This is a genomic window from Streptomyces coeruleofuscus, assembly GCF_039532725.1.
Taxonomy (GTDB): Bacteria; Actinomycetota; Actinomycetes; order Streptomycetales; family Streptomycetaceae; genus Streptomyces; species Streptomyces coeruleofuscus.
Genome location: NZ_BAAASE010000017.1, coordinates 83,124 through 98,985, shown reverse-complemented (window position 1 = coordinate 98,985; position 15,862 = coordinate 83,124). Strand labels below are relative to the sequence as shown.

The 15,862-nt window shown below is 70.7% G+C and carries 10 protein-coding genes and 2 CRISPR repeat arrays; of the genes, 3 read left to right on the top strand and 7 right to left on the bottom strand.

Annotation, left to right across the window (positions count from 1 at the left end; translation table 11 throughout):
- Positions 1-32: 32 nt before the first annotated feature.
- From cas6e to cas3, 6 genes are all read right to left on the bottom strand, one after another.
- Positions 33-683: a type I-E CRISPR-associated protein Cas6/Cse3/CasE gene (cas6e, locus tag ABFX81_RS40545; RefSeq protein WP_086854589.1), complete on the bottom strand. Its 651-nt coding sequence runs from the start codon at positions 681-683 to the stop codon at positions 33-35.
- Positions 680-1,474, bottom strand: coding sequence for a type I-E CRISPR-associated protein Cas5/CasD (cas5e, locus tag ABFX81_RS40540; RefSeq protein ID WP_086854590.1), 795 nt, complete (start codon positions 1,472-1,474; stop codon positions 680-682). The genes cas6e and cas5e overlap by 4 nt, the downstream gene beginning before the upstream one ends.
- Positions 1,471-2,598 (bottom strand): type I-E CRISPR-associated protein Cas7/Cse4/CasC, encoded by a 1,128-nt coding sequence (cas7e, locus tag ABFX81_RS40535; protein ID WP_086854591.1) that lies wholly within the window; start codon positions 2,596-2,598, stop codon positions 1,471-1,473. Before cas7e ends, cas5e begins: the two co-directional genes overlap by 4 nt.
- Positions 2,595-3,224 (bottom strand): type I-E CRISPR-associated protein Cse2/CasB, encoded by a 630-nt coding sequence (gene casB, locus ABFX81_RS40530; protein WP_346139530.1) that lies wholly within the window; start codon positions 3,222-3,224, stop codon positions 2,595-2,597. Before casB ends, cas7e begins: the two co-directional genes overlap by 4 nt.
- Positions 3,225-3,300: 76 nt before the next feature.
- On the bottom strand, positions 3,301-4,896 hold the full coding sequence (gene casA / locus ABFX81_RS40525) for a type I-E CRISPR-associated protein Cse1/CasA (protein WP_086854592.1): 1,596 nt from the start codon (positions 4,894-4,896) through the stop codon (positions 3,301-3,303).
- Positions 4,897-5,041: 145 nt separating this feature from the next.
- Positions 5,042-7,867, bottom strand: coding sequence for a CRISPR-associated helicase Cas3' (gene cas3, locus ABFX81_RS40520; RefSeq protein WP_346139529.1), 2,826 nt, complete (start codon positions 7,865-7,867; stop codon positions 5,042-5,044).
- A gap of 183 nt (positions 7,868-8,050) precedes the next feature.
- A CRISPR array of direct repeats spans positions 8,051-9,605; the repeat unit is 29 nt; unit sequence GTCCTCCCCGCCGACGCGGGGGTGTTCCG.
- Between the two features lie 1,184 nt (positions 9,606-10,789).
- Positions 10,790-11,429: direct repeats of the CRISPR family, unit length 29 nt; unit sequence GTCCTCCCCGCCGACGCGGGGGTGTTCCG.
- An 898-nt stretch (positions 11,430-12,327) separates the two neighbouring features.
- Between cas3 and ABFX81_RS40515 the strand changes: the two genes are divergently transcribed.
- Both ABFX81_RS40515 and ABFX81_RS40510 read left to right on the top strand, forming a co-directional pair.
- Positions 12,328-12,813, top strand: a complete 486-nt coding sequence (locus ABFX81_RS40515; protein ID WP_086852415.1) for a lamin tail domain-containing protein — start codon at positions 12,328-12,330, stop codon at positions 12,811-12,813.
- Positions 12,814-13,007: 194 nt separating this feature from the next.
- The gene (locus ABFX81_RS40510; protein ID WP_346139528.1) at positions 13,008-13,418 is read left to right on the top strand and encodes a peptidase inhibitor family I36 protein; all 411 of its coding nucleotides are present in this window, start codon (positions 13,008-13,010) and stop codon (positions 13,416-13,418) included.
- 521 nt (positions 13,419-13,939) lie between these two features.
- On the opposite strand, the gene ABFX81_RS40505 is transcribed toward ABFX81_RS40510, so the two are convergent.
- Positions 13,940-14,599 carry a GmrSD restriction endonuclease domain-containing protein gene (locus tag ABFX81_RS40505; protein WP_086852413.1) on the bottom strand — a complete coding sequence of 220 codons (660 nt, stop codon included), beginning with the start codon at positions 14,597-14,599 and terminating at the stop codon, positions 13,940-13,942.
- 332 nt (positions 14,600-14,931) lie between these two features.
- On the opposite strand from ABFX81_RS40505, the gene ABFX81_RS40500 reads away from it, so the two are divergent.
- Entirely contained in the window at positions 14,932-15,828 is an 897-nt protein-coding gene (locus tag ABFX81_RS40500) for a phosphotransferase (RefSeq protein WP_086852411.1), read from the top strand.
- Positions 15,829-15,862 lie beyond the last annotated feature (34 nt).

Here is a 15,862-nt window from a genome sequence, read left to right as displayed (position 1 = left end):
TCTGCGCGCCTCGCCGCCCCGTCGTGGCGGGCTCACGCGGTGCTTGTGGGGGCGAGGCTGAGCAGTCCCGCGCCGTACGGTTTACCCCGTCCGATGCCGTGGACGACGGCGTCTTCAAGGGCGTCGGGGTCGGTGACGGTGGCGGTGCCGTCGTAGCGGAGCAGGCTGTGCCGCATGCGGGGGGCGTCTGGGGTGCGGGGGCCGGCCGGCTCCATGCTGGTGGGGGTCAGGACGTGGACGTCGAGGCCGGCTTCGGCGGCTCTGCGGAGCCACCACTGGTCGGCGTCGGCGCCGGAGAGCGGCACGATCCGTCCCCGCTTGCCCCTCTCCTCCAGGGAGAGCCGCTCCCGTTTGGCGGGGTTGAGGACGATGCGGTAGCGGACGCCGAGCCCTTTGCGCAGTGCGGTGAACATCGGGGCGAGGCTCTTGACGTCGGCCTGGCCGTATCCGGTGGGCAAGCGTGCCGGGTCAAGTGTGGCGGCCTGGACGAGGAGGGTGCTGGAGGTGTCGGTCTCCTCCAAGCGGTACAGCAGCCCGGCCTGCTGTCGGGGGGCGTGGCCGAGGTTGTCGGGGACCATCCGCATGACGGTGCGGTGCATCTGGGTGGCGTCGCGCAGGTCCCGCTGCACGTCGCGGCTGTGCGGGTTGAGGCGGATGCGTGCGATCACCGGGTGGTCGTTCATGCGCTTTCCTCGAGGTGGGCGTAGTCGATCAGGCGCTGCATCAGGGTCTGTGGGGGGCCTGCCAGGGAGCGGGGCACCGGTAGCCGGGTGCGGTGCAGGCGGCGGCCGGTGTGGCTGCGGCCGTGCTGGGCGAAGCTCACCGGTGCGTCGTTGACGTCGATGACGTCGACCGGCGCAGGTTCTCCCGGACTGCTGGGGGGTGGTGGCTGTTCGAGGAGGAATTCCACGGGGATCGTCCCGGCTTCCTGCCCGTCGCTGTTCTTGGCTGGTGGTGCGGTGCGGCTGAGCGGCACCCGGGTGCGGAGTTCTTCCTCGGGGTCGTCCACGTGGCGGCGCAGGAGGAACGGCTCGTCGGGGACGCAGGAGCGGCGGCCCAGGTAGGGCGCCCAGTGCGGGCGGATCAGGGCATCGGCGAGGCGCTCGACGGTCTCGTCGGCTGCGGTGACGGCGACGACGAACACCGCGTCGGACAGGTAGTGGCGGCGGGTGATGACGGCGGCGCCTTTGTTGCTGCCTGCGCTGGTGGCGGCGGTGCGGTCCTTGGGGAATCCGCCGCCGGCGGTGTGGTAGTCGACGAGCCGGACGCCCGGCCGGTCCACGCGCACGGTGAGCCGCAGGTCCTGGTAGCGGTCCAAGCCTGGCTGGTCGCGGCCGATTCCCTCGGCAGCGGCGAACATGCCGATCAGTGCGGAGCGGGTCGGGAAGGGCGCGGTGTCCCGCACGGGGGTGAACGCCGAGCGTTCACCCCAGGACTGCAGGGGGCCGGCCAGGCGCAGCAGGAGCCCGCTCACTGCTGGTCCTGCCCGGCGGGCACGGCGGCCTCGACGGCGGCGCCGATCAGCTGGTCGAAGGAGTCGTGGGCGGAGCCGAGTCCGGTGTAGGTCTCGGCGGGATTGATGACGGTGTGGCCGTGGAAGCGGCGGTTGCGGTTGCCGGTGAGGCGGTTGATGTTGCCGGCGTAGGTGTCGAGGGCTTGGCGGGAGGGCTGGGAGAAGCCGCCTTGCGGGTCGCCGGTGACGGGGGTCTCGAAGGCTGCAGCCAGAGAGAGCGGCCGGTGTTCGCGCACGGCGAGGTAGGCCAGGTCCGGGACGGTGTGCGGGGCGGTGCTGTTCTTCTTGGCCTGGGGAAGGGAGAGCAGGAAGTGCTCGGCGAAGGAGCTGAGGACGGTGCGGGCGGCCTTGACGTCGCCTTCGAGGTTCTTCAGCAGGTCGGCGACGTTGACGGTGGCGTACCGGTAGAAGACGCCGGCGCTGAACTCGGCGGTGTCGAGGTGGCCGCTGCCGGTTTCGGCCTCGCCCAGCCAGTCGTCGACGGCGGTGAAGTAGTCACGCTGCGGTTCGGCGGCGTGCGTGGTGAACGCATGGGCGACCTGGGCCGCCCCGTCCACGTTGGCGTCGGGGAGCTCGGCGAGCATGCGGCCCAGCAGGCTGATGGAGGCGGTGCGCCGCTTGAGGATCTGCTCGATCAGGTGGGGCGGCAGGACCTGGCCGGGCTTCTTCTTGCCCTGGGCCGCTTCCAGGGCCGGGCGGTGTTCGGCGCATACGGCGGCCAGTTCGTCGATGGCCGCCTCCGGCAGGAACAGCAGCACCGAGGTGTGGCCGGCCGCTTCCGTGCCGATGCCCTTCTTCCCGGCGCTCGCGGCGACCTGCGCTCCGGCGAACGCGGCCAGCTCGGCGGGCCAGTCGGCCTGTTGAAGGGCGTGCTGCACTTTCGCCGGAACCAGGCGGGTGCGGGCGGCTTTCTCGCCGAGGTCCTGCTCGACGCCGAGGCGGATGGCCCGCTTCCAGGACTGGCTGGAGACGCGGATGCGGGAGGCGTTGCCGTAGCGGACCTGCTTGGGGGAGCCGAGGTCGTCACGGTTGAGGTTGGCGGCGGGCACCGACTGCAGGGCGCTCAGGTCCAGGTAGAGAGTCATCGGTCGTTCTCCATAGCGGAATCGAAGGGGGCGGGGTCGGTCGTGCCGGCGGCGGTGCGGAAGTAGCTTTCGAGCCAGCGGGTGGCGATGCGGTCGCGGCTGCGGTTCCACCAGGCGAGGTCCTCCAGGAGGACCGCCCAGTCGACGGTGATGCCGCCGGACTGGAGCTGGCGGATCAGGGCGGGCAGGCCCGGGTGGATGGCGTCGCTGCTCTGGCGGGCCATCAGGTGAAGAGCGCTTTCAGCGGAGTTCGCCTTCATCACGCCCTTGGCGACAGCCTGGCCGAGCGAGGCCCCGAGGTTGCACCGCTCGTACCAGGACACGGACGCGCTGTCGTCGGGCGTGGTGTCGCGGGCCGAGCGGGGACGTGCGGCGATCAGCGAGGCCACCGCGTAGTACGCCCGCCGGACATCGCCATGGTGCTGGTCGTCGTGGTCACGCAGCCACGGCACCAGATAGCGGTGCATGTAGTTGCACCGCTCCACCGGCAGCCCGAGCCCGCGCCGCAGGGCGGCCCGGGTCTGCGTGGAGGCGCACACGCGGTGCACGTAGGCGACGAACCGGTCCGAGACGCGGACGGGCTTGGAGGTCGGCGGAGCAGATGCCGCCGGCACGGAATCGGTCATGACACATCCCTGATGCGGGGAAAGGGTGAGGTGACACATGCGCCGACCGTGTCGGCGTGGGCCCAGCCGGGCGGGTTCAGTCAGTGGCGGAGGGCTGCAGCCGTGCGAGCAGGAGGCCGCGGGCGCGGTGTCGGGCACGCGCCACCCGAATGTCCGCACGGTTGGCCTGGCCGATGGCCTCATCCAGAGCCGCAAGGGCTGCGTCGACGAAGGGCCTGCCCACCCGGCCTGTGGTGCGGTCGGGTTCGGTGAGCTGCCAGAATCGTGTCTCCGCGGCCGGCCAGTACCGGGTCAGCGCGGCAGACGCCCACGGGCCGGGCTTGCGGGCGTCCAGCTTGATCTTGGCCTTCGGTGAGGGGTCGACACTGCTGTCGGTGGCGATCTTCCAGGCGATCCTCGCGGCGAAGTCCAGCCGGTCACCGGCCTGCTCCGCGGCGGTGTGGCAGCGCTTGACGTGATAGGCCATCTCCGGATCGTTCTCCTCCTGCCACTGCAGGACCTGCGGACTGGTCGCCCTAAACCAGACACTGTCCTTTTGCTGCCCGTCCTGGTGGAAGCCGTAGGCGCGAACCCGCAGCCGCGGCAGCAGCCACCTGGGCAGGTGCTCGAGAGCCGGAGGGCGCCGGGCGTCCTGTCGGCTGTCCTTCAGCAGCAGCGAGTCCAGATCCCGCCACAAGGCCCGCGCCCCGTCGGCCTCCCGCGGCTGGAAGTTGCCGTCGTGGCGCCGGTCGAGGATCTGGTACGGGTCACGCACCTTCTGCGGCAGCTCGTGCGTCGACCAGGTGAGGTAGGCATCCGTCACCGTCCGGCCGTCTTCGGACGGCACGAGTAGCGCGGCGTGACGGAACCGGCCGGTCAGTATCCGGCCCGGCCACGTGAGCGGCGGCAAAGCCTCCAGCGGGGCGCGGAGATCCTCCTCCCACGGGCACGCGTCCTCCGCCTCCCAGTCGACCTCCGCCTGGGGGCTCGGCACGGCCAGCACCAGCGTGGTGAACAGGTCCGGCCCCCACGGAAAGTAGGAGACGGACTTGCGCAGCGGGGCCGCGTCACCGCTGCCCGCACGCTCCACCGTGATCCGGCGGGGCGTGCACTGCCCGGACGGCCCGTAGTACAGCTGTGCGATCAGATGCCAGGCCGCCTCGGCGGCCGGTACCGGCACGGGCGCGGTGTCGGTGAAATGCCCGAACAGCACCGCCCCGTTGATGCCCGTGGGACGGCCCAGCACCAGCTTGTTCACCCCGGACGGGTTCGGCGCCCCCTTGGCATCCACACACTCCGCGACCAGGCGGGGATCCTGCAGGAACGGCCGCTGGGGATGGAACAGGTCGAACCGGCCCGCCAAATCCGTGCGGCCGAAGTAGGCGTCCACCGCCTGCGGATCGAACCGGCCGGCCTTCAGGACACGCTCCCGCAGATCGAACCAGTCGTCGATGTCTTCCGCGACGTCCGGATCATCCAGCCGGTCCCCGCCATCGGCGGCGATCCTCGCCGCGATCGGCGCCAGAATCCGCATCAAGCCCGCCGCCGCCGGCGGCACGGGGATCTCCACATCCTCGATCTCGTGCGCCCGCTTGAACAACTCGGATAAGCCCACGCAGTCCGGCTCTCCCGTCAGCAGACGCACCGGAATCCACGGCTCGACCCGCAGGTCGAATCCCCCACTCACCGTCATCCCCTCCAACACCCTCAACCCATGAGACGGGCAGGGCAAAGCCCCCCAGAGCCCTGCTCTGGCGTCGTCTGGGCATTCAAGCAGCCGCTACTGACAATGGGCCGGACCTGGAGGTTTTCGGATCAAAGGCGGGCAGTGACTGGTATCAGCGGCGCACCAGACCGCAGTCCTTGTCCAGGCGAAGTGTCTTGCCGCCGACCTTCACCGCCTGGGCGCTCCCGCCGTGCACGGGCTGGTACAGCACCCGCAGGTCTGCGAGCATCGGGTGCTGCGTCCACGACTTCGGTGGGGCGATGCTGTCGGGATCGGCGTCCTTGAGCCAGTCGGCGCGGATGGGGATGGTGCGGCGCATCACCTCCCGCACGGACGAGACCGGCATCGTGCCGTCCGCCGCGGACGCGCCGGCCTGGGGAAGCAGGTGCTCACCCTCTAGGTCCCGGGTTACGCGGCCGTCCTGGTGTACGTAGGCGCACAGCAGTCGCACCGAGTCGGCGCCGAGCCGGGTGGAGATCTCCCACTCGTCCTCTTCGCCGGGCAGGTGGTGCAGGTCGTGCAGCGCCGAAACCTGCCGCGCGCGCGGGACGGCGCGGAGGCCGGCCATGCTGCGTTCCGCCATCTCCTTGCCCTTGTGGGCCGTCCAGGCTTTCGCCTCGCTGCTCCCGGGGGTGTCCCAGTCGAAGTCCTCGCTGTCCCTGTGGACGGCTTCGACCAGGTCCTGCACGTCGTCCGGGATGGAGACGGTCCCGCCCTCGATGTGGGCGAGAGTGCGGGAGGTGGTGGAAAGGAGGTGCTCGGAGTACACCTCGCCCCACTGCGGGGGCGTCTTCCCAGTACCCGCGATCGGGTCGAGCACCACCAGACGCGGCCCGCTCGCCCAGGCCGGGCGGCTGCGGCCGTCGGGGTAGCCGTGCCGGGCCCAGTGGTTCTCGTGCCGCCAGCACCGCCCGGCCCGCTGCAGCAGCAGGGACAGCGGAGCGAGATCGCTGATGACGATGTCGGCATCAAGATCAAGCGACTGCTCGACCACCTGGGTGGCCACCACGATCCGGCGCCGCGGACGCGGACCGTTACGGCCCAGCCCTTGCGTGACCTCCTGCGTGCGGGCCTCACGCACATCCCCGGGGAAACGGGCGTGCAGCAGCTGCACACTTCCGTCCTGCTCGTGGGAGCGCTCGTCGAAGCGTTCACGAAGTTTCAGGTAGGTGTTCTGCGCGTCCCCGACGGTGTTGCACACCACCAGGGCGGTGCCGCCCTCCTTCTCGATCGGTTTCAGGAGCCGTTCGATCACCGCCAGCCGGGCTCGGGCACCTGAGCCGCCGTGGACGACCGGCTCCACCGCCACATCCAGCTCCATGCCCCGCGCACGCGCCTGCTCCTGCTGGCGGGCGCACGAGATCTCGGTCGCCCTTCCGCTCTCCCCGTCCACATACAGCCACCCCGGATAGGGCGCCGGGAACGTCTGCTTGCTCAGGGCGCGCATCTTGTGACCGGCGCCCTGCAGGTACTCCTTGATCAGCCGGTCACTGACCGACGCCGGCAACGTCGCCGACAACAGCACGACCGGAACGCCGTACGCCCCCAGCCAGTTCAACAAGCGGCCCAGCAACACCTGCATGTAGGGGTCGTAGGCGTGGGCCTCATCGACGATGAACGTCTTCCCCGACAGGGCCAGCAACCGCAGCGCGTTGTGCCGCACCGGCAGCACCGCCATCAGGGCCTGGTCGATCGTGCCCACCGCGAACTGCGCGAGCAGCGGCCGCTTGGACCCGCGCAGCCACCGCTGCGGCCGCATGTCCACCTCCGCCCGACCGCTGCCCGCCCCCACCTCGTCCCCGTCACACGTCAACACGCTCCGCGCAACCAGGTCCTCGTCGGCGTACGCGCTGTTCAGCCAGGCCATACTGTGCACCAGCGTCAGCGAAGCCTCCTCGCCGGACTGACGCAGCAACGCCTGCGCGACCCGCCCGTGCATCTGATCGCTGGTGGCCATCGTCGGCAGCAAGAACGCATACCCCTGCGTACCGAACGCCTCGGACAAGATCCGCTCGGCCTCCAGAGCCGTCTCGCTCTTGCCGTCCCCCGGCGCCGCGGTGACAAGAAAGATGCCGCCACGACGCCCCTCACCGACCGCCTGGCGCAGCTCGTCCATCACCGAGCGCTGCAACGGATTGGGCTCACCCCGAATGCCGTAGGCCTGAGCGAACTCCTTGCGCTGCAACCGCACTCGGGCCAGCCCAGCCTCAGCCAGCAGACCAGGAGCATCGCGCTGGGAACGCTGGAAATGATCCGCCAGCACCGGCTCCAGCCCCCGCTGCCGCTTTTGGAGGTAGTCCTCCTGGCTGACCAGCCAGTCGGCAAGAACGACCAGCCCCGTCACCAGCACCGCGGCCGGCGCCTTGAACACCCCCGGCGCCTGCGGTGCCCCCAGCAGCCCGTGCACCGCGGCCGCGTGCGCCATCCGCTGCCGCGCCCAGGCCGCCCCACCCAAAAACGCCGCAGCGACACCGTCCTCAAGGCGGTGAAAACGTCCGTGATGACCACCGACAATCTCGGCCAGCCGCTCTGCGACCCGCAGCTCCTGGTCACCGGCAAAACCCAGACCTGCCAGCACCTCTCTCACGCTCTGCGCGCCGGCCACGTCATGCCCGAACCGCTCCGCGGGCATCCTCCCGCGGTCACCGGCCAGCTCCGCACTGAGGTACTGGCTACCGCGCCTAGAACAGAACTGGAAGCCGGACACCTTGCCGACGTCGTGCAGACCGGCACACAGCCCGACGACCGTCCTGGCACGGTCCACCTCGCCTGCCAGCCCCATCCCCTCAGCGATCCGCACCCGCTGATTCCCCGACAGGTAGGCATCCCACAAGTGCAGCGCCATCGCCGCAGCATCCAACAGATGCCGGATCAGCGGATACGGCGCCAGCCCCGGATCCAACCCCCTCGACTTCCCCCACACCGACTCGTCCGGCAACCCCCACTCCCCCACCAACCTGCCCCTTCCACACCAGCTTCAAATCGAAGCCGGCATTCAACCACCACCCACCGACAACACCCCTCGATACAGTGACCACATGCAGCCCCACCCCTCACGGCACGGACCACTCTCCAATGCAAAGGAACGGCAAAGCCGCTCCTGAGCCGCAGGTCAGAAAGAGTCCTCCCCGCCGACGCGGGGGTGTTCCGGCTTCCTGGCACTGCTGGCAGACCCTCATGCGGTCCTCCCCGCCGACGCGGGGGTGTTCCGTGGGGTGGCCATGGTCAGGTCCTCGCGTCCGTGTCCTCCCCGCCGACGCGGGGGTGTTCCGCGGCCGCCCTCGGTGCCATCAACCGTGCAGGAGTCCTCCCCGCCGACGCGGGGGTGTTCCGCCGCCGACGCCGAAGCCGCTGCCCAAGCCGGTGTCCTCCCCGCCGACGCGGGGGTGTTCCGCCGTTGGGGCAGCAGCGGATCAAGCTCCTCGCGTCCTCCCCGCCGACGCGGGGGTGTTCCGCTGGAGTAGCGGCGGGTGCGCAGGTCCTTGTAGTCCTCCCCGCCGACGCGGGGGTGTTCCGCCCACCGACCGCGCTTCGGACCACAGCTCCTCGTCCTCCCCGCCGACGCGGGGGTGTTCCGGCGCACGGCTGGACCGAGAAGTCCGTGATCGGGTCCTCCCCGCCGACGCGGGGGTGTTCCGTGGCACTGGCTGTACATCCGCCAGGAGGAGGGGTCCTCCCCGCCGACGCGGGGGTGTTCCGACGGCAAGCTCCCCACCACCACCAAGGCCGCCGTCCTCCCCGCCGACGCGGGGGTGTTCCGCAACCATGGGCGGCTGCGATTGCCCACGGCCCGTCCTCCCCGCCGACGCGGGGGTGTTCCGCCGGACGTACCGGCGATCAGCATCCGGCGCCCGTCCTCCCCGCCGACGCGGGGGTGTTCCAGCCGGGCAGGACTTCCAGCCGATCCTTCCGGCGTCCTCCCCGCCGACGCGGGGGTGTTCCGTTCGCCCGCCCGGTGCCGATGATGGTCCCGGCGTCCTCCCCGCCGACGCGGGGGTGTTCCGCCGCCGCCGAGGGCGTAGTCGAGGGTGAGGGAGTCCTCCCCGCCGACGCGGGGGTGTTCCGTCCACGTGGGTGGATTACGCGGTGTCGCAGGGGTCCTCCCCGCCGACGCGGGGGTGTTCCGCGCCGGGCTGATCCACGGGGCGTCGCCCTTCGGTCCTCCCAGCCGACGCGGGGGTGTTCCGCCGAAGCCCCCGTTGCAGGTGGTTCGCGAGGGGTCCTCCCCGCCGACGCGGGGGTGTTCCGTGGTCCGACGGACAATGGAAGTCTGAAACGGGGTCCTCCCCGCCGACGCGGGGGTGTTCCGTCCTGCTCCAGGTACGTCCACGTCGCTGCTGCGTCCTCCCCGCCGACGCGGGGGTGTTCCGTACGGGGTGACACGCTCCCCGTACGGGGCGTGGTCCTCCCCGCCGACGCGGGGGTGTTCCGGTCGACCTCTCCACCGAGGCCGAGGCCTTGGCGTCCTCCCCGCCGACGCGGGGGTGTTCCGGGGATCGCGCGGGACGAGGCACTGCGGGCGCTGTCCTCCCCGCCGACGCGGGGGTGTTCCGCGGGCGTTCGGCAGGATTCCGAGGCTGAAGGGGTCCTCCCCGCCGACGCGGGGGTGTTCCGGAGCGCGGCCGGCGCCTTATTGGCCTGGGCCGCGTCCTCCTCGCCGACGCGGGGGTGTTCCGAGGACGGGGATGACGCCGTGCATGGCGGTTCCGTCCTCCCCGCCGACGCGAGGGTGCCTTCTCGCGGTCCCCGAAGGTGCCCTGGTTGGCGGTCCTCCCCGCCGACGCGGGGGTGCTCCGCACTACCGGTACGTCATTCCCCGCTGCATGCAGTCCTCCCCGCCGACGCGGGGGTGCTCCGAAACGATCACCCGGGCAGGTGGCACGGTGGGGGTCCTCCGCCGCCGACGCGGGGATGTTCCGACGATCAGTCGTGGCTCAAGTCGGCGCACGGCGTCCTCCCGCCGACGCGGGGGTGTTCCGTCGCCGAGCACGGTCATGGCGCGGCTCGGCATGTCCTCCCCGCCGACGCGGGGTTGTTCCGTCCTCGAGCCAGACGCCGTTGTCCCGGCCGCCGTCCTCCCCGCCGACGCGGGGGTGTTCCGTTCAGTCGGGCCGAGGCTGGGTGCCGGGCGCGGTCCTCCCCGCCGACGCGGGGGTGTTCCGAAGAAGGCGGTCGAGTACACGCTGGAGCGGGTGTCCTCCCCGCCGACGCGGGGGTGTTCCGGTAGTCAGATGCGAACGCGCTTGCTTCGGTTCGTCCTCCCCGCCGACGCGGGGGTGTTCCGAGTTTCAGGTCGTCATGCTCGTGCCTGCGTTGGTCCTCCCCGCCGACGCGGGGGTGTTCCGCTCCGCGCCGACTACGCGGACGCCGTCGTGCGGTCCTCCCCGCCGACACGGGGGTGTTCCGGCAACGGCCGAGCTGCGCAGGCACGTGGCTGCGTCCTCCCCGCCGACGCGGGGGTGCTCCGCCGCCGACCCCGGAGGAGCTGACGCAACAGCTGTCCTCCCCGCCGAAGCGGGGGTGCTCCGCTGGACCGGACGCCGGTGACACGGCCCACGATGCCCTCCCCGCCGACGCGGGGGTGTTCCGACGCGGATGATGTCCGTGCTCGCCCAGGCCCAGTCCTCCCCGCCGACGCGGGGGTGTTCCGGTCACCGAGAACCGCATGGTCAGCAAGATCCTGCCTTCCCCGCCGAGTGCGGGGGTGTTCCGCGGCGGATCAGATCGGTGCGGTACGCCGCGTCGTCCTCCCCGCTGACGCGGGGGTGCCCCAATGGTCGGCTGGGGCAAGCCCTACGCGAAGATGTCCTCCCGCCGATGCGGGGGGGGCTTTTTGTCGGCTGCAAGGTCACCTCCGGTGAGTCCTCCCCGCCGACGCGGGGGTGCTCCGGCCGTCGTCGACAGTTTCGAGGACGGCGCCGCGTCCTCCCCGCCGACGCGGGGGTGTTCCGAGTTCGTCGTTCCCGTATTGCTGGCCGCAGCAGTCCTCCCCGCCGACGCGGGGGTGTTCCGTCAGGGGTGTTCGGCATGGCTCTCTCTTTCCTATCCTCCCCACCGACGCGGGGGTGTTCCGATGCGGCTCCGCGGTGCACGGTTGGCGTTCTGGTCCTCCCCGCCGACGCGGGGGTGTTCCGAGCTGACCCGCCGCGGCGACCTCGCCCAGCACGTCCTCCCCGCCGACGCGGGGGTGCTCCGCGTGCCGCCCGCTTCCAGGCGATTTTGGCCCAGTCCTCCCCGCCGACGCGGGGGTGCTCCGTGCTGGGAGAGCCCCCGGGTCCTGACGCCCGGGTCCTCCCCGCCGACGCGGGGGTGTTCCGACGCCGAACGGGCCGACCTTCGGCGGCCTCGGGTCCTCCCCGCCGACGCGGGGATGTTCCGACGACCAGTCCTTCGGTCTGCGTGCGGTGGGCGTCCTCCCCGCCGACGCGGGGATGCTCCGACGCCGCAGTTGGCGACCCGGACGCCGAGGTAGTCCTCCCCGCCGACGCGGATGTGTTCCGTGGGGTGGCCAGCCCGCCCGAACCGCCTCCGGGCCATCCCCGCCGACGCGGGGTGCTCCGGTGACGCGGCCGGTCTTGAAGGGACCGTCGTCCTCCTCGCCGACGCGGGGGTGCTCCGCTGGTCTTCTGACACAGGGACAAGAAGTCCGGGTCCTCCCCGCCGACGCGGGGGTGTTCCGTCCGTGTTCCTCGACCCGGCGTGGGACCGCAGGTCCTCCCCGCCGAAGCGGGGGTGTTGCGGTCAGCGCTCCGATGGCCAGCGTGAAGAGCATGTCCTCCCCGCCGAAGCAGGGGTGATCCGTTCATCGGCTCCGAAGACGACTTCAACCAGTTCTTCCCCCGCCGACGCGGGGGTGATCCGGCGGCCGGCGTGTTCCGGAACATCTCATCGGTGCCGTCGATGTCACCGAGCGGAGCCTGGACGCCGCACGCGAGACGAGACTGCCTGTCGCCAGCCCGTCGTCGACCGCGCCCCGCTACCCGTTCAGGCCTCCCGTCGTTGAGGGGAGGGCTCGACCAGCCGGCTGGTCCTCTCCGCGTGGGGGTGTGCAGGCGGTGGCGGCCTTGAGTAGCGCTGTTACTCACTTTCGGGTGACGTCCCGAGCCGCTGGGGGGTGGTGCAGCCTGGCGAACAGACGCGACGCCCCAACCCCCGCAAGGCCTGACAGGCTGTCAGCGCGGCAACACCACGCACGGGTGGCATACATGGGCGTTACATTCGAGAGTCATGGAAAAGTGGACAACAAGTAACAAGGCGTCGTGTTTCCACGCAATTTCTCCACGACGTGCGCAGAGTGTGTGTGCGGCCAGCCGGTCGCCAACGCACACCACACCGACTCTCCCGGACAGCCTGTCACCGGCTCCTCGAGGGACGGTGTCCGAACCCTGAGGGGGACTCTTGTCCGCTTCCGCTTCTGTCACCGCTCGCCGTCTCGCCGCCGCCGCGCTCGCCGCCGGCGCTCTGGTCTCGGTGGTCACGCTGCCGGCATCGGCCGCCGACCACGCCCGCCCCGAGCGGCCCAAGGTGAAGATCTCGGACGTCCAGTACAACTCCCCCGGCCGTGACGACCGCTCCAACCGCTCTCTGAACCGGGAATGGGTGGAAATCACCAACACCGCCCGCCGCAGCGTCAACCTCGACGGCTGGACCCTCCAGGACGAGGACGGCCGCACCTACACCTTCGACCACTACCGCCTCGAAGGCCGCGCCACCGTCCGCATCCACACCGGCCACGGCCGCGACACCGACAGCGACCTGTACCAGGACCGCCGCCACTACGTCTGGGACAACCGCTCCGACACCGCCACCCTCCGCAACGACCGCGGCCGCTTCATCGACGACGAGTCCTGGGGCCACCACCACGGCGGCCACCACCACCGCTGACCAACATCGCGTGCGTGAAATCAACACCTCACCCACGCCGCGATAGAAGAACGACGCGCCTGGCCTCCCGGCCGGGCGCGTTTCGTCGACCCGGACCGGCCCTGGCCCCGCCGAGCCGAACCTCGCGGCGCGGCGGGCTCCTCCACTGGAGTGAACCGGCGGGCAAAGCCGCCCCGCGGCCCTCGACAGCCCGTATGTCTGATGCTGTGATCAAGAACCTGATGCGTGCCGGGGCCGTCGCCGCCCTCGTCCTGTCCTCGATGAGTGTCACGGCCTCCGCTTCCGGCGAGCCCAGCACACAGCGGGCCGCCATCGACTGCCCCTCCGGCTACGTCTGCATCTACCCCGAGATCAACTTCGGCGGGCAGCCCTGGGTGCGGCGAGCCGTGGACGGCAGCGTGAAAGACCTGCCCTCCGCGATCCGTGACCGCGGCAGCTCCGTGCGAAACAACTCCGACCGCACCGCCCGCGTCTACGAAAAACGCAACCACGCCGGACGCTGGGTATGCGTCACCCGCAGCGGCGGCTCCATCCACGACCTGCGCGGCTACAACCTCAACGACCAGACCCGCTCCCTGAAAATCAACCGCAACGACTGCGGCTGACCTTCTCCGCGCCACAGTCGACAGCAGCCCCGCCACCCAAGGGCGGCGGGGCTGCCCACACACAAGGCTTGCCCCGCGCGGCGTTGAAAAAGTCGCTCGGCTGCGGGCGGATCCGTCCCGGCGGCGGCCTCAAGGTGGAGGACGCGAGGACACGGCCGGAGCGGGCACAGTGTCTGGTAAGCCGCGGAGAACTCCAAGGACTCGGCCCAAATCTCGTCGCGTTCACCACCGGTCACTAGCCGGGATGTGACGGGCACCGCAGAGCCCGCAGTCACGACCGTGGCCGCCGGGTTCCTCAACAAGTTCCAGCTCGAGCGAGACGGCGCGCCAGGCCGAAATTCGCCCCGCTGACCGCGTAGCCATCGGCATGCTCGACATAGCGCAGCGGCCTGGAGCCAGGGCACGAACGAGCCCCGTGGTCGTCAGGAGCAGCGAAGGGAACCCACCGAACCACCCGGTGCACGGGTCCGGTGGCACCTGGCATGTCACCGCACCGGAGACGGCGGGTTGAGCAGCTCGGATTATGCGACTGGCTCGTACGTCACGGTCTGGTCCGGGCAGCCGGCCGCCACCTCGCGCAGGGTGGCCACTTCGGCCTCATCCGCTGTGAGGCTCCAGCGGAGCTTGGTTGCGACCCACTCGGCGGCGTACCGGCAGTGCACCTCGGCGGCGGGCGGCAGCCACTGGGCGGGATCCTGGTCTGCCTTGGACCTGTTCGAGCGGGCGGTGACAGCAACCAGACTGGTGGCCGCGCCCTGGTCGTTGGCGTACGCCTCGCGGCGCTGCGCCGTCCACGCCGACGCACCGCTGTCCCAGCTCTCCGCGAGAGGCACCATGTGGTCGATGTCCAGACCGGAGGCTGACGTCACCCACACCTGGTCGTAGTACGACCACCAGCTCCCACCCGTCAGACGGCAACTGGGGCCAACCGCGGGGGGTTCGACGGCCTCGGAGATCAGGACTTCCGCGCGGGTGTTGCAGCCGTCGGAGGGGTTGGCGCCGGCGTTCCAGTGGCGGAAGGCGTCCCGGTCGTAGCCGTCCCGGGACTCCGTCCCCAAGGGCAGGCCGGCGACGGCTTCGGACAGCGGGAGCGTCTCGGCCGCGTGGGCGGGCGCTGAGACGGTGAGGGGCAGGACAGTGAGGGAGGCGGCGGCCAGGCCGCGCAGCACGGCTTTGAGCATGAACTGTTGATAGCGACCCGCGACGGGGCGCTATCACCGGTTTACCCAGTGCGCCGCCCGTGTGGGTGCAAAGGTCATACCGGAACGTGCGCAAGCTCCACGTCGCAGACGAGCCAGGCGCCCGGCAGGACGGAAGAGCCTCGGGCAGCGCGTCGGTCTGTCATGCCCCGAAACATTTTGGAGCGGCGCGATCAGCTTTGGTTTGGTCACTTCTCTGAACTTTTGGGACGCTCCGTCCCAAGCCTCTGATCTGCAGCTCTCCGAAACCCGATGCCGGAGAAATCACAGCAGATGCTAAGCCGCTTCGCCTGCCCTCAGTACTGTGACTTCGCATGACCGACACCGAGATCGAGATCACCGCGGACCTGGTCCGCGACCTGCTGCAGGAGCAGCATCCAGACCTTGCGGGGCTGGCCATCCGCGAGGTGGCGGGCGGCTGGGGCAACCAGATGTGGCGCCTCGGGGACAAGTTAGCCGTGCGCATGCAGCGCATGGACCCCACCCCGGAACTCCAGCTCAAGGAGCGGCGGTGGCTACCCGTGCTGGCCCCGCGCCTGCCGCTCCCGGTGCCGACCCCGGTGCGGTGCGGTGAACCGTCCGAGCGCTTCCCCAAGCACTGGACCGTCATGACGTGGGTTCCCGGCGAGCCGCTGGATCACGGCTCGATCAGCCGCGGCGCCCACGCGGCCGAGAAACTGGCGGGCTTCCTTCGGGCGCTCCATGTGGAGGCGCCCGCCGAGGCGCCGATCAGCTCGGACTTCGGCGCTCACCCCAAGAAGTGCACCGACGGCTTCGAGAACTTCTTCCAGGCCGTTGTCCCCGACGACATCGCTGCCGACGTCCGGGCCGTCTGGGACGATGCCGTCGCGGCCCCCGAGTGGAATGACCCGCCGGTATGGGTGCACGGCGACCTCCATCCCGCGAACGTCGTCGTCTCGCACGGAACGCTCTCGGGCGTCGTCGACTTCGGTGCCCTGTTCGCCGGCGACCCGGCGTGGGACCTCGCCGCCGCATGGGTGCTGCTCCCCGCGGGCACAGCCTCACGGTTCTTCGACACCTACGCCCATGCAGACGAGGCGACGATCCGGCGCGCCCGCGGGCTGGCCGCGATGAAGAGCCTCTTCCTGATGCTCATGGGGCAGAACGGAGATCGGGGCCTTCCCGGCGGCAAACCGCACTGGGGACCTGCAGGCCGGGCGGCACTTGATCGTGTTCTGAAGGGCGTTTGATGCGCGCTTCTTCGAACTTTTTCTCGATCTTGGT